17 protein-coding genes are annotated in these 16,701 nt (G+C 71.2%); 4 read left to right on the top strand and 13 right to left on the bottom strand.

Translation table 11 applies throughout. The features are described 5' to 3' along the window. Positions 1 to 56: 56 nt before the first annotated feature. The gene (locus ACIBU0_RS14825; protein WP_398817128.1) at positions 57 to 557 is read right to left on the bottom strand and encodes a tetratricopeptide repeat protein; all 501 of its coding nucleotides are present in this window, start codon (positions 555 to 557) and stop codon (positions 57 to 59) included. Positions 558 to 658: 101 nt separating this feature from the next. On the opposite strand from ACIBU0_RS14825, the gene ACIBU0_RS14820 reads away from it, so the two are divergent. Further along, positions 659 to 1,090, top strand: coding sequence for a hypothetical protein (locus tag ACIBU0_RS14820; RefSeq protein ID WP_398817125.1), 432 nt, complete (start codon positions 659 to 661; stop codon positions 1,088 to 1,090). A gap of 83 nt (positions 1,091 to 1,173) precedes the next feature. Here the strand turns inward: ACIBU0_RS14820 and ACIBU0_RS14815 are convergent, their stop codons facing one another. The 8 genes from ACIBU0_RS14815 to ACIBU0_RS14780 all read right to left on the bottom strand — a co-directional run bounded on the left by ACIBU0_RS14815 (position 1,174) and on the right by ACIBU0_RS14780 (position 9,648). Then, positions 1,174 to 2,736 carry a DUF1996 domain-containing protein gene (locus tag ACIBU0_RS14815; RefSeq protein WP_398817123.1) on the bottom strand — a complete coding sequence of 521 codons (1,563 nt, stop codon included), beginning with the start codon at positions 2,734 to 2,736 and terminating at the stop codon, positions 1,174 to 1,176. A 202-nt stretch (positions 2,737 to 2,938) separates the two neighbouring features. Further along, positions 2,939 to 3,592: a LuxR C-terminal-related transcriptional regulator gene (locus ACIBU0_RS14810; protein WP_398817120.1), complete on the bottom strand. Its 654-nt coding sequence runs from the start codon at positions 3,590 to 3,592 to the stop codon at positions 2,939 to 2,941. Further along, positions 3,577 to 4,842 carry a sensor histidine kinase gene (locus ACIBU0_RS14805; protein WP_398817117.1) on the bottom strand — a complete coding sequence of 422 codons (1,266 nt, stop codon included), beginning with the start codon at positions 4,840 to 4,842 and terminating at the stop codon, positions 3,577 to 3,579. Before ACIBU0_RS14805 ends, ACIBU0_RS14810 begins: the two co-directional genes overlap by 16 nt. A 53-nt stretch (positions 4,843 to 4,895) precedes the next feature. Next, positions 4,896 to 5,957 carry an NAD-dependent epimerase/dehydratase family protein gene (locus ACIBU0_RS14800; protein WP_398817114.1) on the bottom strand — a complete coding sequence of 354 codons (1,062 nt, stop codon included), beginning with the start codon at positions 5,955 to 5,957 and terminating at the stop codon, positions 4,896 to 4,898. 84 nt (positions 5,958 to 6,041) lie between these two features. Further along, positions 6,042 to 6,596, bottom strand: a complete 555-nt coding sequence (locus ACIBU0_RS14795) for a winged helix-turn-helix domain-containing protein (RefSeq protein WP_398817111.1) — start codon at positions 6,594 to 6,596, stop codon at positions 6,042 to 6,044. A 270-nt stretch (positions 6,597 to 6,866) separates the two neighbouring features. Further along, complete coding sequence (locus tag ACIBU0_RS14790; protein WP_398817108.1) at positions 6,867 to 7,790, bottom strand: DUF6891 domain-containing protein; 924 nt, start codon at positions 7,788 to 7,790, stop codon at positions 6,867 to 6,869. Positions 7,791 to 7,890: 100 nt separating this feature from the next. Further along, positions 7,891 to 8,922 carry a glutamine synthetase gene (gene glnII, locus ACIBU0_RS14785; protein WP_398817105.1) on the bottom strand — a complete coding sequence of 344 codons (1,032 nt, stop codon included), beginning with the start codon at positions 8,920 to 8,922 and terminating at the stop codon, positions 7,891 to 7,893. A 276-nt stretch (positions 8,923 to 9,198) separates the two neighbouring features. Beyond that, the gene (locus ACIBU0_RS14780) at positions 9,199 to 9,648 is read right to left on the bottom strand and encodes a MarR family winged helix-turn-helix transcriptional regulator (protein WP_398817102.1); all 450 of its coding nucleotides are present in this window, start codon (positions 9,646 to 9,648) and stop codon (positions 9,199 to 9,201) included. Positions 9,649 to 9,713: 65 nt separating this feature from the next. Between ACIBU0_RS14780 and ACIBU0_RS14775 the strand changes: the two genes are divergently transcribed. Beyond that, positions 9,714 to 10,571 carry an alpha/beta fold hydrolase gene (locus ACIBU0_RS14775; protein ID WP_398817099.1) on the top strand — a complete coding sequence of 286 codons (858 nt, stop codon included), beginning with the start codon at positions 9,714 to 9,716 and terminating at the stop codon, positions 10,569 to 10,571. Between the two features lie 3 nt (positions 10,572 to 10,574). Here ACIBU0_RS14775 and ACIBU0_RS14770 read toward each other — a convergent pair whose 3' ends face one another. From ACIBU0_RS14770 to ACIBU0_RS14760, 3 genes are all read right to left on the bottom strand, one after another. Beyond that, complete coding sequence (locus ACIBU0_RS14770) at positions 10,575 to 11,297, bottom strand: hypothetical protein (protein ID WP_398817096.1); 723 nt, start codon at positions 11,295 to 11,297, stop codon at positions 10,575 to 10,577. Positions 11,298 to 11,393: 96 nt separating this feature from the next. Then, the gene (locus ACIBU0_RS14765) at positions 11,394 to 12,233 is read right to left on the bottom strand and encodes a hypothetical protein (protein ID WP_398817093.1); all 840 of its coding nucleotides are present in this window, start codon (positions 12,231 to 12,233) and stop codon (positions 11,394 to 11,396) included. 58 nt (positions 12,234 to 12,291) lie between these two features. Beyond that, positions 12,292 to 12,651: an arsenate reductase family protein gene (locus ACIBU0_RS14760; RefSeq protein WP_398817090.1), complete on the bottom strand. Its 360-nt coding sequence runs from the start codon at positions 12,649 to 12,651 to the stop codon at positions 12,292 to 12,294. A gap of 228 nt (positions 12,652 to 12,879) precedes the next feature. Here ACIBU0_RS14760 and ACIBU0_RS14755 point away from each other — a divergent pair, with 228 nt between their 5' ends. Beyond that, positions 12,880 to 13,206, top strand: a complete 327-nt coding sequence (locus ACIBU0_RS14755) for a hypothetical protein (RefSeq protein WP_398818265.1) — start codon at positions 12,880 to 12,882, stop codon at positions 13,204 to 13,206. A gap of 158 nt (positions 13,207 to 13,364) precedes the next feature. Here the strand turns inward: ACIBU0_RS14755 and ACIBU0_RS14750 are convergent, their stop codons facing one another. Then, positions 13,365 to 14,555: a winged helix DNA-binding domain-containing protein gene (locus ACIBU0_RS14750; protein WP_398817087.1), complete on the bottom strand. Its 1,191-nt coding sequence runs from the start codon at positions 14,553 to 14,555 to the stop codon at positions 13,365 to 13,367. A gap of 348 nt (positions 14,556 to 14,903) precedes the next feature. Here ACIBU0_RS14750 and ACIBU0_RS14745 point away from each other — a divergent pair, with 348 nt between their 5' ends. Beyond that, on the top strand, positions 14,904 to 16,259 hold the full coding sequence (locus ACIBU0_RS14745; protein ID WP_398817084.1) for a DUF2252 domain-containing protein: 1,356 nt from the start codon (positions 14,904 to 14,906) through the stop codon (positions 16,257 to 16,259). Positions 16,260 to 16,701: the final 442 nt, after the last annotated feature.

Raw genomic sequence — 16,701 nt, 5'->3', positions numbered from 1 at the left:
CGAATCGTCGGTTGGTCACCGCCGGACGGACCACCCTTGTGCGCCCCCGAGCTCCGTCAGCTCTCGGACTCCAGCAGGAGACGGGCGTAGTTCGCCATCGAGCGCTGGTAGCGCGGGAGATGGGGTGCCAGGGCGCCCAATACCAGAGACAGCCCCTCGCGATCCCGTCCGAGGCTCGACAGGCACAGCGCCAGCGTCGCCCGTACCGCGTCGTCCAGCTCGTCGGACGGCGCGTCCAGTTCGGGTGTCAGCAGCTTGACGCCCTCCTCGGCCTGTCCGATGTTCCTGAGCGAGCTGGACAGCTGGATCTTGGCGCGCCGTCCCTTGTAGCCGCTCAGCCCCCGGGCGAGCGCCTCCCGGTACAGCGGCACCGCCTTGTCCGAGTGCCCCGTCGAGTCCCAGGCGCACGCCCGCTCGAAGGGGCCCAGGGGGCTGTCGTCGGGCAGTTCGGCGACGAGGGCGTCGATCACCGCCCGGAACTCGGCCGCCCCGGTCTCGGCGTAGTCGTCGAAGGTGGCCCAGGCGGCGGTCACTCGATCTTCCCAGTCTCCGTTCACCGGGCCACTGTGGCATACGCCCGTTCGAGCGACCCACGGTATTTTGAGCGCTCCGCGCACCGGAGCCGTATCCAGGGGGAGGCTCTTCGCAGGGAGGACAGATGAAGGTGACCCGACCGATGCTCGCGGCGGCCGGTGCCGTGGCGGTACTTGCACTGTCGGGCTGCGGCTCAGGCGGCGACAAGGAGGCCGCCGTGCCCGAGACCGCCACCGGCAGCCTGGAGCACCTGGCCGCCGAGGTGAAGTGCAAGCCCAATATGCAGACGGACGCCGACGAAATCCGGCAAGCTCTCTGCAAGAACACCGACGGCAGGTTCGTCCTCGCCACCTTCGCCACCGACCGCGGCCAGCGCGAGTGGCTGAACGGCGCGAAGGACTACGGCGGCTACTACCTCGTCGGCCGCAAATGGGTCGCCGTAGGCCAGGAGAAGACGGTCACGGCACTGCAGAGCACGCTCGGCGGGACCATGGAAGAGGGATCGGAGCACATGAATCCCGGCGGCAGCCACAACAGCGGCAGCCACCACGGCTGACCGGACCGGAATGGCAGCGGAAAGCCGGCGGTGGGAAATCCCACCGCCGGCTTTCCGTGTTCCACCGGTCTACCGGATCGGGACTACTGGCAGTCCTGCCCGCTGTTGATGCAGTTGACCACCTGGTTCATCGTGTTCTCGTCGAAGAAGTTGATGAAGTCGTTGTGGTCGGTGATCGCCTTGTGCAGCTGGTCCGGGAAGGAGTCCACCGCGAAGGCGTTCTGGACCTGTCCGTTCTCGATGGTCGGGGCCTGGACGTCGTAGACCAGACGCACCTGGAGCTGCGGGATCGCCTTGAAGCCGTTGGCGCAGGTGCCGTCGGCCTGGACGAACGCCACGTGGGTGCGGTGGTTGGCGCTGTCGATGTTCTGGCCGTCCCAGCAGCTCTGGAAGTTGCTCGTCCGGACCACCGAGCTGCCCTCGGGGCAGATCGGGTACTTGTCGTGCAGCTGCACCTTGTCCTCGAAGCCGGTGCAGCTCCAGTTCGCGTTGGCGTTGTTGTTGCCGTTGACGAAGGACTTGGCGTCACCGGTGATGATGCGCAGGGCCTGCGGCATCGCGACGACATCGCTCGTCCTGTTGCCGACGAACCTCAGCTGTGCCTCGCTGGCCTGGATGATCGTGCCGACGTTGCCGTCCTGACCGCCACCGGGGGCGTTGGCGTCGATGTCGTTCTGACCGTCCTGCACCCGCAGCACCGGCCAGAAGTACGACGACTTGTCGCCCTGGTTCTGGCACGTGGTGTCGCCGTTGGCCAGGTCCTGGTCGCTCGCGAAGGCGTTGTTGGCCTGGTTGCCGACGTAGTCGTGCTGGTGCTGGGCACCGTTGCTGACACCGGGAGCGACGATCACGTTGTCCGAGTTGCGGTTCTCGTTCTCGTTGGTGCCGCAGTTCGTGGTGAAGCTGCCCGTCGAACCGGAGTCCCCGTTCGCGGGAAGCCCGTTCGCGCCCACACCCAGCTGGGCGTTGGCCTGCACCTGGGTGATGTCCACGAAGTCGTCCGCCGACGGGCCGTTGCCGGCCTGGCCACCGTTGCCCTGGTCCTGACCGCCCTGGTTCTGGTCCTGACCGTCTTGGTTCTGGTCCTGACCGTCCTGGTTCTGGCCGTCCTGGTTCTGGTCCTGGCCGTCCTGGTTCTGACCGTCATCGGCGTTGCCGTCGTTGGTCTGCGGCTGGTCGGCCGGAACGCCCTGGCACTCGGCCAGCCGGTCGAGCCCACCCGGCGCGGTTCCGCCCACGCGCCGGATGTTGATGCCGATCCGGTCGAGGGTGGCCGTCCGCTTGGACTTCAGCGGACCGAGGATCGCGTTGTTGACGAAGCCGGCGTCCCCCGCCTGGGCCTGGCGCGTGTCCGCGAGACGCTTGTACGCCTCCGTGATCTGCCGGTCCAGCAGCGCCAGCTCCTTGGCGACGCCCGCCCGCGCCTTCCTCGGCACGTTCGTCAGCTGCTGGCCGACGTCCGGACAGTCGATGGTCGCGACCTGGGCGCCCGCGGACTTGGTCCGGTTCCACCCGGACTCGTCCTCATGCGCCGAAGCATAGAAGTTGGCCCAGACAAGCCCGCCCCCACCGAGCGCTAGGGCCGCCGATGCGGCAATGGCCTTGGTGGCCAGCGGCGTACGGCGTTTTCGTGTGTTGCGTCCCATGGAACTCCTCTGACTTCCTTTTTCGGGGCATCGAGGCGCCCGACAGGAGTGAAGCGGCTCCCTCTCATACGGAGGTCGTCCCAGGGGTGTTCAGCCGTCTCGGAAATTGTTGAGAGATTCGTGAGAACGCCCTGTCATCAACCGCCTCTGAAATACCGGGAGTTGTTGATCCCGCACGGCGGGTGAATGGGCGGGTCCGGTTTCACCGGCCGTGGTCGAGATACGCGAGAACCGCCAGCACGCGACGGTTGTCGTCGTCCGACACCTCCAGGCCCAGTTTGGCGAAGATATTGGCGGTGTGTTTCGCGATCGCCCGTTCCGTGACGACGAGCCGCTCCGCGATCGCCACGTTCGACCGCCCCTGCGCCATCAGCTCCAGCACCTCCGTCTCCCGGGGGGTGAGCCGCGCCAGCGGCTGGTCGTCGGCCGCGCGCCGGCTCAGCAGCTGCTGGATCACCTGCGGGTCCATCGCGGTGCCGCCCGCCGCGACCCGCCGTACGGCGTCCACGAACTGGTCCGCGTCGAACACCCGGTCCTTCAGCAGATACCCCACCCCGCCGCTGCCGTCGGCCAGCAACTCCCGTGCGTACAGCTGCTCCACGTGCTGCGAGAGCACCAGCACCGGCAGCCCGGGCTTCTTCCGGCGGGCCTCCAACGCGCACTGCAGCCCCTCGTCGGTGTGCGTCGGCGGCAGGCGTACGTCGACGACGGCGACGTCCGGCTCCAGCTCGGCCAGCGCGCGGGACAGCTCGGGGCCGGTCTCGACGGCCGCGGCGATCTCGAAGTCGTAGGCCTGAAGGAGCCGGACGAGTCCGTCGCGCAGCAGGAACAGGTCTTCGGCTAGGACAACGCGCAAGGAAGCTCCATCGTGACCATGGTGGGACCGCCCGCGGGGCTGCTGACGGCCAGGACGCCGTCGAATGTACCCAGTCGCCGCTCGACCCCGGTCAGACCGGAACCGGCCCCGATCACCGCGCCGCCCTTGCCGTTGTCGGTGACCGTCACACGCAGCATGCCGTCACTGTGATGCAGGTCGACCCAGATCCGGTCGGCGCCGGAGTGCTTCACGGCGTTGGTGAGAACCTCGCTGACCGCGAAGTACGCCGCCGACTCCACGGGTGCCTCCGCGCGTCCTGGCAGCTCGACAGTCACCTCGGTGGCAACCGGCAGCCGCAGCGCCAACGCCCGTACGGCGTCGCCCAGTCCGCGCTCGGCGAGCACGGGCGGATGGATGCCGCGCACGAGGTCGCGCAGTTCGGCGAGGGCGTCGGCGGAGGACTTGCGGGCCTGGGCGAGCAGTTGCCTGGCCTGCTCCGGGTCCTTGTCGAGGAGCATCTCGATGGTGCCGAGGTCCATGCCCATCGCGACGAGGCGGGCCTGGGCCCCGTCGTGCAGGTCGCGTTCGATCCGGCGCAGTTCGGCGGCGGAGGTGTCGACGGCGTCGCGCCGGGTCTCGGTCAACACCCGTACCCGCTCGGCCAGTTCACCCTGGGGTGAGGCGAGGACGGCGCGGGTGAGGTGGAAGTGCGCCTGGAGCAGGCGCGGGGTGAAGAAGTGGGCGAAGAAGAGCAGGACGAGGGCCAGGGCACCGGCGCCCAGCGCGGACGCCTGCCCGGTGACCGGCACGAAGCCGTACCAGTACCCGTCGGGGAAGGCCCGCCACAGCCCTGCCGCTATCGCGAAGCCCTCCAGGGGGTAGAAGAGCAGGACCGCCGGCAGCAGCGCGGTGACGAAGCCCGCCGTCATGTCGACGGGCAGCCACAGCACGTCCCGCCAGGTCTGCGGGTCGCGGAGCATCCCGAAGGTGCGCGCCCACGGATTGGCGTCCGGGGGCATCGGCCGGTACGCCGACGGGATCCGCACCCCGCACCACTCGGCCGCGAGCCTGCGCCGTACGTCCGCGAAGTCCCGCAGCCCGCCCAGGATCCAGGGAGTCGTGACGATGCCGACGCCGATCGGGACGAGCGCGACGGAGACGAGGGCCAGCGTGAAGCACAGCACCGAGACGGGCAGCATCGCCACGGCCAGCACGAGCCCCCGTACGGCGGCGAGGACGACGTCCTTCGGGCGTGCATCCCGCCTGCCCGTCTTTGTGTTGGTGTCCATGCCGTCAGTCTCGTCGAGGAGACCGACGGCGGTCACGGGGCCGGTCCCCCGGATCAGGGGGTGGTGTCAGGTACACCCTGCCCGGTCGCCGCGAGGACCTTCGCCTCCACCTCCGGGTCGAGCCCCTTCGGCGTCCGGTCCGGCCGCATGGGCGCCGAACCGCCGATGTCCTGGAGCCACCGCCAGGTGTCGGCGACGGTCTCCTCGACCGGCCGGCAGCGCAGCCCGGTGGCGACGGCCCTGGAGACGTCCGCGGCGTGCAGGGCGTCGTGCATGTCGCTGCCCGGCGGCACCCACACCGGCAGCTGGGTCCACGGCTCGATGCCCGCGTCCAGGATCACCTCGGGTGCGGTCCAGCGCAGATCGGCGGTGCCGCCGACGGTGGCCACGCAGGCGTCCAGCAACTCGCCCATGGTGGCGTGCCCCTGCGGGCTCATCATGTTGTACGGCCCGCTCAGCTCCTGCTCCACCGCGCCCAGGATCCACTCCGCGAGGTCGCGGACGTCGACGTACTGGAGGGGAAGGTCCCGCGGGCCCGGCGCCGGCACGGGCCCGCCGCGCGCGATCCGGGTCAGCCACCAGGGCAGCCGGCCCACGTTCTCGTACGGTCCGAGCAGCAGCCCCGCCCGCACGAGCACCGAGCGGTCCGCCCCGAACTCCTCGACCGCGGCCAGCTCGCCGCCCCGCTTGTCGCGCAGGTAGTCGGTGTGGTCCGCACCGGCCTCGGCGCCCTCGACCAGCGGTGCGTCCTCGGCGTACCCGGCGGGCGGCGCCCACGCGTACACCGAGCAGCTCGACACATACACATACCGTGCGGCGCGGCCCCGCAGCAGCCGCGCCGCGTCCCGCACCGCGTAGGGCGCCGCCGACCAGGTGTCGACGACGGCGTCCCACTCACCGGTGTCCTCGGCGAGAGCGGCGAGCCCGTCGGGCGCGGTGCGGTCACCCCGCAGCAACCGCACCCCGGCGGGGCCCGGGGGGCCGGGGGGTGCCCCCCGGAAAGGCACAGTGTGCCGCCCCCGGTTGAAGACGGTCACGTCCCAGCCGCGCCCGAGGGCCGCCTCCACGACGGCCCGCCCCGCGAACTCCGTACCACCCAGAACCAGAAGTCTCATACGGCCGACTCTGCCCGGCGCGGGCGCCGGACGGAACAGGACTCTGCCGTCAGCAGAAGGCTTCCGCCGGGGCGGCCGGGCAGGTCAGCGTCCGGCCGGCGGGGTGTACTTGTACCCCACCCGCCGCACGGTACGGATCGCGTCCCGGTGCTCGGCGCCCAGCTTGCGGCGCAGCCGGGCGATATGGACGTCGACGGTACGGCCGTCGCCCACATGCCCGTACCCCCACACCGTGGTGACCAGCTGGTCGCGTGTGTGCACCCGGTGGGGGTTGGCCACCAGATGGGCGAGCAGCTCGAACTCCAGGTAGGTGAGGTCGAGTTCACGCCCGTCGACCGCGGCGGTGCGCCGCACGGTGTCGACGCTCACGAGCGGGTCGCCGTCGGTACCCAGGGCCGGGCCCGGGAGCGGCGGCTGCTGGTCGGCCGGGACGAGCACCAGGTAGCCGATCATCGGCGGCTGCCCCGGCAGCGTGGGCAGGGAGTGCGGGGGAGCGGGCAGCCAGGTGGCACCCGGCGGCAGGAGGTCCGCGACGTCGATCACCTCGTCCCGGTCCACGGCACGCAGATGATGCCGTGCGCCGTTTGGGGCGGGGGAGTTGAGCGTGGCGGCGGTGGAGAGAGAACGAGTGGTCGCCATGAGAGGTCAGCTCTTTCGCGCGAGAAGTCCGTGAGAGAACGGACGTGGACGTGGGAGGACGTACGTCGTTTTCGCGCTGGCCGAAGGCCGGGAGGGTACGGCTTTACAGGGCCCGCGCGTTCACCGCGCGGCAACACACCCGGTCGAAGTCATGGTGCTGACGGGAAGGCCAGAAGGGCTCGAGGTCATGGCGACCTGTCGCGGAGTACTTCTGGAAGCTGGCCATGCCTCCATTGAAGCAGACGTCCGCCCGCGGCGGGACCCTTCGTCTCATCCCTCCAGCCGTTTCTCCCAGGTCAACGGCGTGACGTTGATCGCTTTGTGCGGAGAACCGTCCCACTGCGTGGACAGCCCGGCGCCGGCGAGTGCGGCGACGACCTCCTGCCCCACGGCGGCGGTGGTCTCCTCGGAGCCGTCGAACCCGCCGTAGTAGAGGCTGAGTCCGTGCCCCCCGGCGGCGTGCTCCGTGCCCTGCTGGTGGAAGAAGACGAACCCCCGCGCGTCCTCACGCTCCGCCCCTATCTCCGCCATGCCGCAGCCCCGGCAACAGGTGAAGTTCTCCCGGGCGGTGATGCCGGCGGCGTCCAGCACAAGGAAGGCGCTGGTGAGCCGCTCGGGGTCGGTGACGCCCTCCCATGTCTCCTGCACGGCGATCCGCTCCAGCCACAGCCGGTCGACGAGCTGCCGCGCCTGGGCCTTGGACACCGGTCGCCGGTCCCCCTCGACGAGGTGGTCCTCGGCGATGTCGGCGAGCTCCTTGCGGCTGTCGTACCCGCAGCGCAGCCGCGCCCTGACGCGCTCTTCGACCTTCTCCCTCACGTCGTCCGGCAGGTCGGGCACTTCCTCTTGAGGGCCCAGGTCGATCGGCTCCCACGACACGCCCGCATCCCAGCCCGGGTCCTGCCGTGCCCAGCCGCTCATGAGCGCCGCCACCTGTCCGGCGTCGGCGAGACTCGTGCCGTGGAACGACGCCCCGCCCAGGCGGTGCTCCAGCCGGTAGTCCCCGCCCTCCTCGTGCCACACCTGCGCGAAGACATCGGGCAGGTCCGGTATCCGCTGGGCCACCAGCCAGCGGTCCCCGGGCTCCCCGAGCCGCAGCACCAGATCCCGCAGGTGCTCCTCGGACATCCGCGCGTACATCTCGCCGTGCTCCGTCTCGACCTTGACGGTGAGACGGCCCCCGTTGATCTCCATGCCCCCACGATGGCACGCCCCACTGACAACGCCGTCACCGCACGGCGAAGGGGGCGCCCACCTCGACGGTGGACGCCCCCTTCAACGAGCCCTGGGCGGATCAGACCTGGCCGGCCTTCTCCAGCGCGGAGCAGCAGGTGTCGACGAGCAGACGCGTCACGACGTACGGGTCGACGTTGGCGTTCGGACGGCGGTCCTCGATGTAGCCCTTGCCGTCCTTCTCGACCTGCCACGGGATACGGACCGAGGCGCCACGGTTGGAGACACCGTAGGAGTACTCGTTCCACGGGGCGGTCTCGTGCAGACCGGTCAGGCGGTCGTCGATGCCGGCGCCGTAGTTCTTGACGTGGTCGAGCGGCTTGGAGCCCTCACCGAGCGACTCGCACGCGGTGATGATCGCGTCGTAGCCCTCGCGCATCGCCTTCGTCGAGAAGTTCGTGTGCGCACCGGCGCCGTTCCAGTCGCCCTTCACCGGCTTCGGGTCCAGCGTCGCGGAGACACCGAAGTCCTCGGCGGTGCGGTACAGCAGCCAGCGGGCCACCCACAGCTGGTCGGAGACCTCCAGCGGGGCCAGCGGGCCGACCTGGAACTCCCACTGACCGGGCATGACCTCGGCGTTGATGCCGGAGATGCCGAGACCGGCCTCCAGGCAGTTCTCCAGGTGGGCCTCGACGACCTCACGGCCGAAGATCTCGTCGGCGCCGACACCGCAGTAGTAGCCGCCCTGCGGGGCCGGGAAGCCGCCCTTGGGGAAGCCGAGCGGGTAGCCGTCCTGGAAGAAGGTGTACTCCTGCTCGATACCGAAGATCGGCTCCTGGGCGGCGAACTTCTCGGCGACCTCGACGAGCGCGGCACGGGTGTTGGTCTCGTGCGGCGTCATGTCGATGTTGTAGACCTCGCACAGGACGAGGATGTCGTCGCCGCCGCGGATCGGGTCCGGGCAGGTGAAGACCGGCTTGAGCACGCAGTCCGAGGCGTGACCCTCGGCCTGGTTGGTGGAGGACCCGTCGAAGCCCCAGATCGGCAGGGCGTCCAGACCGGCGGGCTCGCCCGCGATGATCTTGGTCTTGGAACGCAGCTTGGCCGTCGGCTCGGTGCCGTCGATCCAGATGTACTCAGCCTTGAAGGTCACGGGCCACATCCTTCGGGGTGGGTCTAGGCGCACTTGCGGGTGCTGCGGCGCTGCGGCACTGAGGCGCCGCTCTTGATGCCCGCGAGCCTGTCAACAGGCGATTTCCCGGTCATTGCTCGAATGTGAACCCCGTGTTACCTGGTGGTGGTGTGGCGCGATTCACGCTGTGAGCGCGTCGGCGGCGCCGGATGTCGCGGCTCACAGCCACGGCGACGAACATGTGAGCCCTCTCGTATGCGATGGGAATACGGCGCCCGACCGAGGGCAGGGACCGGTTCAGCGGGCCTCGGCCGCCGCCTCCCGCATCCCCTCCAGGAACCCCCGGATCGCGAGCCGCTCCCGCTCGTCGTAACCGCGCAGCAGCTCCACCGCCCGCTGGATGAGCGGCCCGAAGAAAGCCCAACCGAGCTCGACCGCCCGCTCGTCCACCTCGACGACCACCTTGCGCCGGTCCTGCCGGCCCCGCGTGCGCCGCACATGTCCGGCGCCTTCCAGGCGGTCGATCACGGCGGTGGTCCCGGCCGAGTTGAGCCCCAGCACGGAGCCGAGCCGCCCGGCCGTCATCTCCTGCCCGGCCCGTGCGGCGTCCATGAGGGCGATCAGCGCCCGTACGTCCGTCGGGTGCATGCCGTTGCGGGCGGCGAACCGGGAACTGTGCAGCCCCAGTTCGACTGTCACGGCGCGCAGCAGGTGGACGATCTCCATTTCGGGGCCCTGGGTCGACATGTGTCCTCCGGCCATGTGTCTCGCTCAGCTACTATCTCGTTGAGCGAGATAATAGGGGAGGGTGCATGAGCGGGTACGACAGCGAGGCTTTCCTGGCGGCGTACGACAAGGTCATGGCCAAGTGGCCCGCGGAGCGCACGGAGGTGACGGTCCCCACGCCCTTCGGCGCGACGCACGTCCATCTCTGCGGGCCTCGCGACGGGCGGCCGCTGGTCCTGCTGCCGGGCGGCGGGGGAGCGACCGCCGCGTCCTGGTACGCCCAGGCCGCCGCCCTCGCCCGTACCCACCGCGTGCACGCCGTCGACCTGATCGGCGCTCCCGGCCGCAGCGTCCCGTCCGCCGACCGTCCCCCTCGCACGGTCGCCGACCTGGTGGCCTGGCTGGAGGCACTGCTCGACGGACTCGGGGTCGCGCAGGCGGACCTCGGCGGGCACTCCTACGGTGCCTGGATCGCTCTGCATCACGCCCTGCGTGCACCGGGCCGGGTACGCCGCCTGTTCCTCCTGGACCCGACCCAGTGCTTCGCCGGGTACAAGGCGGCGTACCTGCTGCACGCCCTGCCGATGCTGCTGCGGCCCACATCCCGCAGGGTCCGGGCCTTCCTGGAGTGGGAGACCGGGGCGGGGAAGGAGCTGGACCCCGACTGGCTGCGCCTGCAGGAGGCGGCCGCCGGTTTCCCCGCCCTCAAGCCGGTGACGGGCCCACGTCCGGCGCCCGGGGAACTGCGCACCCTCGACATGCCGGTCCTGCTGCTCCTGGCCGGGAACAGCAGGACCCATGACACGTACAAGGTGGCGGCCAGGGCGGGTGAGCTGCTGCCGCGCGTCGAGGTCGACGTAGTTGCGGACGTCTCCCATCACGCGCTGCCGCAGACCGCACCCCCCGAACTGGCCCGCCGCCTCACCGGTTTCCTCGGTTCCTGAGCGTCACCCCACCTTCTCGATCACTGCCCGGCGGATCAGGAACTTGCCGGGCTCCCGCACCTGCTCGAAGGCGGCGTTGTTGAGCAGCACACAACTGCCGGAGACCGACGTGACCTCCACCGTCGTGGACTTGTTGTTGTCCAGGTTGGTGACCTTCAGCTTCGTTCCGGCCGGGAACTGGTTGCTGGACGCCGCAGGAGCCCCGCCCTCACCGGAGAGCGTCACGGTGGACCCGTTGCAGACCTGCTGGCCGGAGGCCGCGGCACCGCCGCCGGTCCCGTTTCCCGCGGCCGCGCTCTGCGACGGCGCGGCACCCCCGGCCTGTCCGCCGGCTTGCTGGCCGGCCTGCTGGCCGCCCTGCTGTCCCGCCTGCTGGCCGCCCTGCGCCGGCTGCGAAGCCTGGGAGCCCTGAGCCGACTCCCCAACCGCGCACCCGGACGCTTCCTGCTGCTTCTTGATCTGCTCGATGACGGCCTCGCGGTTGGCGATCCGCGCCGCCGACTGCGCGTCGGGGTTGGCCTTCTGACCGTCGATGAACTTCTGGTTGTTGCCGAGGGCGGTGGCGAGCCCCTGGCAGACGCTCGAGTCGCCGGCCGACAGGGTTTTGGGACTCTGCGAGGCGTTCGAGGTGCTCGCCATGGCGAAGGCCCCACCGCCCGCCACCGCCGCCGCGGTCACGAACAACGCGAGCTTCTTCTTCGTGCTGAGACTTCTCCTACGCGACATGCGCGCCTCCTGAGAGGTAGGGGAGCGTACGTCGTTATGTACGAGATACCGAACGAAGTTACTCAGCGGTTACAGGAGTCACTGAAGTAACCTGCGTCACACGCCCTTTCCCTCCTCGTACGCGGCCACCGTCTCGTTGACGTACGACAGAAGGTCCTCGGTCTGCCGGGTGATCGCGGCCTCCTCGGTCTCCGCGCCGTCGCCCCACTGCCCGTTGGCGAACACCACCGAGCGCACGGTCATCACCCGTCGGAAGACCCCCGCCGAGCCGGGCGGCACGGTGGGCAGCCCCGCCTCCGGCGGTGGATCGAGGGAGACCACCTGATACGTCACCGGGTCCATCGAGGCCATCATGAACACCCGGGAGGCGTCCTCGACGCGCGCGAAGCTCAGCACGGTGACCGTCACCTGCGAACGCCGGTCGGTGTCGGTGAACAGGGCGGCGGTCAACCGGGAACAGGGCCGGCCCTGCTCGATCAGCTCGGCCAGCTCGGGCGACATCCCGCGGGCACAGGCGGTGGTGGTGGCCAGGTCCACGCGCGCGTACCGGGAGCCGTCCTTCAGGCGCACGCTCTTCTCCGGGAAGGCCTGCTCCGGGCGGATCACGGGCCGCGCGAGCAGGGAGGGGAGAGCGGTCGGCGCGTCGGAGGGCAAGGTGACGTCGACGGTGGGAACGGGCGTATCGGAGACGGCCGTCGGGGCCGGTGAACTCGCCTCGGGGGCGTCGCCCCCGCCCCGGTACATCGCCACCCCGGCTGCGATGGCGGCGACGAGGACGACGCCCGTCCCGGCGGCCACCGCGCGCCGGGTCCGCCGTCGCCTGCGTATCCGCTCCTGCTCGGCCGCCCACTGGGCGTACGGGTCGGGCTGCTGCCCGTAGGGCGCGTACGGAGGGGGTTGCTGCCCGTACGGCATTCCTTGATCACCGAAGGTCATGGCGGCGGAGGTTAACACCGCCCACCGCCCCGACACCCGTCGCCCGGCAAAACCTCAACTACCGGGACAGAGCGTCCCGTACCGCCTCTTCCGAGCGGCCGACCACGGCCGTGCCGTCCTCGGCGGTGATGATGGGTCGCTGGATGAGCTTCGGGTACTCGGCGAGCGCCTTGATCCACCGGTCGCGTTCCGAGGCGTCCCGCGCCCACTCCTTGAGGCCCAGCTCCTTGGCGTCGGCCTCCTGGGTACGCGTGATGTCCCAGGGTTCGAGTCCGAGGCGTTCGAGCACGTCCCGGATCTCGTCCTCGGTGGGTACGTCCTCCAGGTAGCGGCGGACGGTGTAGTCGGCGCCCTCGGCGTCGAGGAGCGTGAGCGCGCTGCGGCACTTGGAGCAGGCGGGGTTGATCCAGATTTCCATGGCGCACACGGTAACCCGTGAGCTCTGTTCGATTTTGATGCCGTCTCGCGCGCGTCTGGTGGAGCTGGTGTGACAGCCTGCCAAATCCCTTCCCCACCTGGACATTTGCTGGCTTCGCGGGCTCCCTGATTGTCAGTGGGGGCCGGTAAACTGGGAGCAGTGTTCGAGGGAATCGCCGAGGACGCCGAAGTCTTCGGCGAGCACCCTGACCGCGACAGGAGGATGCCTGTGCCCGCTGCCGCACTGAAGCCGAAGCCGACCCGTAAGCCGTTGCCCACCCAGTCCACCGCGAAGCACCCGGTCCTGCTGGACCTGCCGTACGCGCCCGTGGAGAAGCGGCCGCTGCCGCCGGGCCGTCCGCGCGAGTGGTACGTCACCCACAACCGCCGCCTCAAGGCCATGCGCCTGGCGATCGCCCTGCTCGACTCGGGCGTCTACATGCCGAACCAGGCGCGCAACGAGACGATCCGAAGCACAGCGGAGATGATCGGAGTTCATCCGCCGTCGGAGACGACGTGCCACATGGTGCGGGCGCTGATGCGGTACGCGCGATAGCTGTGGCGCCGGGTGCCGTCTGTGGTGGGGGCACCCGGCGTTGTCGCGGCCGTCGGCCGGGGGCTGCCGCCCCCAGACCCCCGCTTCGGCCCTGAAGGGGCCTCGTCCTCAAACGCCGGACGGGCTGGTTGTACCGGACCGGCGTCCGAAGGCGCCCCCTACCCCGCCAACTCCCGCTCCAAAGGCGTCCGGAACCGAGGCGTCACGCGAGCCGCCCCCACCCACTCCCGCAGTCGCTCCGCCTCCACCGCGACCGCCGCCTCCGCCTCGCGCCGCTCCACGCGCCCCAGGTCCTCCAGCAAGCGCCAGACGATCTCCCCGTCCCTGCGCTGGGCCCAACCGCCCACCACCCGCCCGTTCCACCACACCGTCGGCCCCACATTGCCGCTCCGGTCGAACAACGACGGCCACAGTTCCGGCGCCAGATACCACTCCCGTCGCTGCCACCCCATCGCCGTGGGGTCGAGGGCGGGCAGCAGCGCCGCCCACGGCTCCGCGGGCCCGGTCACGGGGGCGACGTCGCCCTCGACGACGTACCCCGTGCCCTCGTCGAGGGACACGGCCTGCGCCCCGATCGCCGTCAGGGCGCGGCGCACCTCCGTCACGCGCCACCCCGTCCACCACTTCAGGTCGGCCTCCGTCGCCGGTCCGCAGACTGCGAGCCAGCGCCGCAGCAGCTCGGCCTGTGCGCCGGCCACGTCCAGCTCGGGGTGCTCGGGCGCCGGCGCCCAGCGGAACTGCGAGGACGTCCAGGAGCCCAGCGGCCGCCCCCGCACCACCTTCCCCTCGACGCCGAGCACCCGCAGCAGCTGCGTCGAGACGGTGTGCAGCCCCTCGTAGCTCTTCCCGGCCGCGTACACGAACTGCTCGCGCAACCGCGGCTCCTCCTCGGCGAGTTCGGCCGCCGTGGCCTGTCCGCGCCGCGCCAGCGCCGCCAGCGCCGACTCCTCGACCTCCGCCAGCCACGCCGCGTCCGGCGCCCCCGCCTTGGCCATGTTCTTGACCAGCGTGGCCCGCTCCCGGGCGGCGACCGCGATACCGGTCGAGGCGTGGACGACGGCCGTCAGCTCGGTGGGGAACACGAACACCGTGTGCCGCATGCCGTGCATCCGGACCAGCGCCCGATCCTCGTACAGCGCCCGCTCGGTCCGGGCGACGGTCTTGGCGGACCCCGCCAGCCGCGCGCCCACGGCCAGGTACACGGTCGCCGGATCGGTCCCGTGCAACGCCACCAGCGACCCGGCGACCTCCACCGGCCCGGCGGCCCGCGCCTCCCCGGCCAGCCGATGCCGGACCCCCAACCGAGCCCGCCGCTCCGCCACCCCGATGAACCGCACCCCGTCACCCATCCCGGCCTCCGCCCGTCACGCCGACCCGCTGTCCCGTCAGCCCTGACCGCATCCTCCCCGACAGCACTGACAGCGGCCCGACGCCGAGGCGGCCACGGTTCCCGTCACCTGTGTGCCGTGCCCGGCCTGCGGACGGCCCGGTCAGTGATCGCGTCCTGCGGGACGCAGTCACCCGATTGCCGTATCCGGCATGCGTACGGCCCTCCTTCCGCCGTTCACTGCGATCAGGACGTGGCGACCCGTCCGAGCGGCGTGCTGGTGCGTGGCAGTGGGAGGCGCGATGGGCAGCGAGGGCAACGGCATACGACAGCCGGCGCAGGGGGCGGACGGACGCGGAGGCGGACTCTCGTGACCGCGCCGGGTGTCCCCAGCCCCGCCGACCGAGCCCTCAGCGGAAAGGCGGCCCGCAAACACGTCTCCCGTTCCGCGCACGCCGCCTGGATGCCCTCCGTCGACCGCCCCGACCCCGTCGCCGTACTGGAACGCCAGGGCCAGGACCGGCTGCCGGAGCTGCTGCCGATCCGGTACGGCCGGATGGCGGCCTCCCCGTTCGCCTTCCTGCGCGGCGCCGCCGCCGTGATGGCCGCCGACCTCGCCGCCGCCCCGCACACCGGCCTCACCGTGCAGTTGTGCGGCGACGCGCACCTGCTCAACTTCGGCCTGTACGCCTCCCCGGAACGCGCCCTCCTGTTCGACCTGAGCGACTTCGACGAGACGTTCCCCGGCCCGTTCGAGTGGGACGTCAAGCGGCTCGCCGCGTCCGTCGCCGTGGCCGCCCGCGAGAACGGCCACCCGGAGGCCAAGGCGGCCCGCGCGACCCTGGCGGCCGTGACCGCGTACCGCACCACGATCCGCCGGCTGGCCCGGCTCGGCGAGCTCGACGTCTGGTACACCCGCATCGACGCCGAGCAACTCCTGCCCCTGGCCCGCTCCGCCCGCAACCGCCGCCGCGTCGAGGCCAGCCTCAGCCGGGCCCGCCGCCGCACCAGCCTCCAGGCTTACGGCAAGCTCACCGAAGTGATCGACGGGCGCCGGCGCATCATCCACGACCCGCCTCTGCTGGAACCCGCGGGCATCTCCGACATGGCCTCCCTGCGCAAGATCTTCAGCGACTACCGCTCGACCCTCTCCGAGGAGCGCCGCCTGCTCCTCGACCGCTACCGCTTCGTGGACGCGGCCCGCAAGGTCGTCGGCGTCGGCAGCGTCGGCCTGCGCTGCTTCATCGTGCTGCTCGCCGGACGGGACACCGACGACCCGCTGTTCCTGCAGATCAAGGAGGCCCGTCCGGCGGTGTGGGAGGAGCATCTGCCGAGCGGTCCCTTCGACCACCCCGGCCATCGCATCGTCGCGGGTCAGCGGCTGCTCCAGGCCGCCAGTGACATCTTCCTCGGCTGGATGTCCGGGCCGCAGGGCCGCGCCTTCTACTGGCGTCAGCTGCGTGACATGAAGGTCACCGCGGACGTCGCCGGGATGAGCCCGGGCGACCTCGTGTCCTACGCCCGGCTGTGCGGCACCGCCCTCGCCCGGGCCCACGCCCGCTCCGGCGACCGTATCGCCATCGCCGCCTACCTCGGCGGCGCCGACACCTTCGACCGCGCGATCACCGACTTCTCCCTGGCCTACGCCGACCAGACCGCCGCCGACCACGAGGCCCTGGGCGCCGCCGTCGCGGCCGGCGTGGTCAGGGCCGCGCCCGGGGTCTGACGGCCTCAGCCGCACGGCTCCGCGGGCCCTGGCCATCCATACGGCCGGCGGGGCCTCGTCCGCGGCCGGCCCCGGGTCCGTCCGCTGCCCGACCTCGTCGGCCCTATGACTCCGGTGGCGGCGCCGGCTGTACGGATCCGGTGGTGGCCTCGGGGGTACGGCTCCGCGGTCCCTGGTCAGTCATACGGCTGGCGGGGCCTCGTCCGCGGCCGGCCCCGGGCCCCGTCGGCCGCCCGACCCCCGTCCGCCGCCGACCTCGTCGGCCCTACGACTCCGGTGGCGGTGTCGGTTGCACGGATCCGGTGGTGGCCTCGGGGGTACGGCTCCGCGGGGCCCTGGTCAGTGATACGGCTGGCGGGGCCTCGTCCGCGGCCGGCCCCGGGCCCCGTCGGCCGCCCGACCCCCGTCCGCCGCCGACCTCGTCGGCCCTACGACTCCGGTG

Source organism: Streptomyces sp. NPDC049627, assembly GCF_044465645.1.
Classification (GTDB): Bacteria; Actinomycetota; Actinomycetes; order Streptomycetales; family Streptomycetaceae; genus Streptomyces.
The sequence above is the reverse complement of the archived record's forward strand: the minus strand, read 5'-3'. Positions and strand labels throughout refer to the sequence as shown.

What these genes read in the sequence shown, in the direction of transcription:
- ACIBU0_RS14820 (WP_398817125.1), top strand. Translation starts at nt 659, where the DNA reads ATGAAGGTGACCCGACCGATGCTCGCGGCGGCCGGTGCCGTGGCGGTA.
- ACIBU0_RS14815 (WP_398817123.1), bottom strand. Translation starts at nt 2,736, where the DNA reads ATGGGACGCAACACACGAAAACGCCGTACGCCGCTGGCCACCAAGGCC.
- ACIBU0_RS14805 (WP_398817117.1), bottom strand. Translation starts at nt 4,842, where the DNA reads ATGGACACCAACACAAAGACGGGCAGGCGGGATGCACGCCCGAAGGAC.
- ACIBU0_RS14800 (WP_398817114.1), bottom strand. Translation starts at nt 5,957, where the DNA reads ATGAGACTTCTGGTTCTGGGTGGTACGGAGTTCGCGGGGCGGGCCGTC.
- ACIBU0_RS14795 (WP_398817111.1), bottom strand. Translation starts at nt 6,596, where the DNA reads ATGGCGACCACTCGTTCTCTCTCCACCGCCGCCACGCTCAACTCCCCC.
- ACIBU0_RS14790 (WP_398817108.1), bottom strand. Translation starts at nt 7,790, where the DNA reads ATGGAGATCAACGGGGGCCGTCTCACCGTCAAGGTCGAGACGGAGCAC.
- ACIBU0_RS14780 (WP_398817102.1), bottom strand. Translation starts at nt 9,648, where the DNA reads ATGTCGACCCAGGGCCCCGAAATGGAGATCGTCCACCTGCTGCGCGCC.
- ACIBU0_RS14775 (WP_398817099.1), top strand. Translation starts at nt 9,714, where the DNA reads ATGAGCGGGTACGACAGCGAGGCTTTCCTGGCGGCGTACGACAAGGTC.
- ACIBU0_RS14770 (WP_398817096.1), bottom strand. Translation starts at nt 11,297, where the DNA reads ATGTCGCGTAGGAGAAGTCTCAGCACGAAGAAGAAGCTCGCGTTGTTC.
- ACIBU0_RS14765 (WP_398817093.1), bottom strand. Translation starts at nt 12,233, where the DNA reads ATGACCTTCGGTGATCAAGGAATGCCGTACGGGCAGCAACCCCCTCCG.
- ACIBU0_RS14760 (WP_398817090.1), bottom strand. Translation starts at nt 12,651, where the DNA reads ATGGAAATCTGGATCAACCCCGCCTGCTCCAAGTGCCGCAGCGCGCTC.
- ACIBU0_RS14750 (WP_398817087.1), bottom strand. Translation starts at nt 14,555, where the DNA reads ATGGGTGACGGGGTGCGGTTCATCGGGGTGGCGGAGCGGCGGGCTCGG.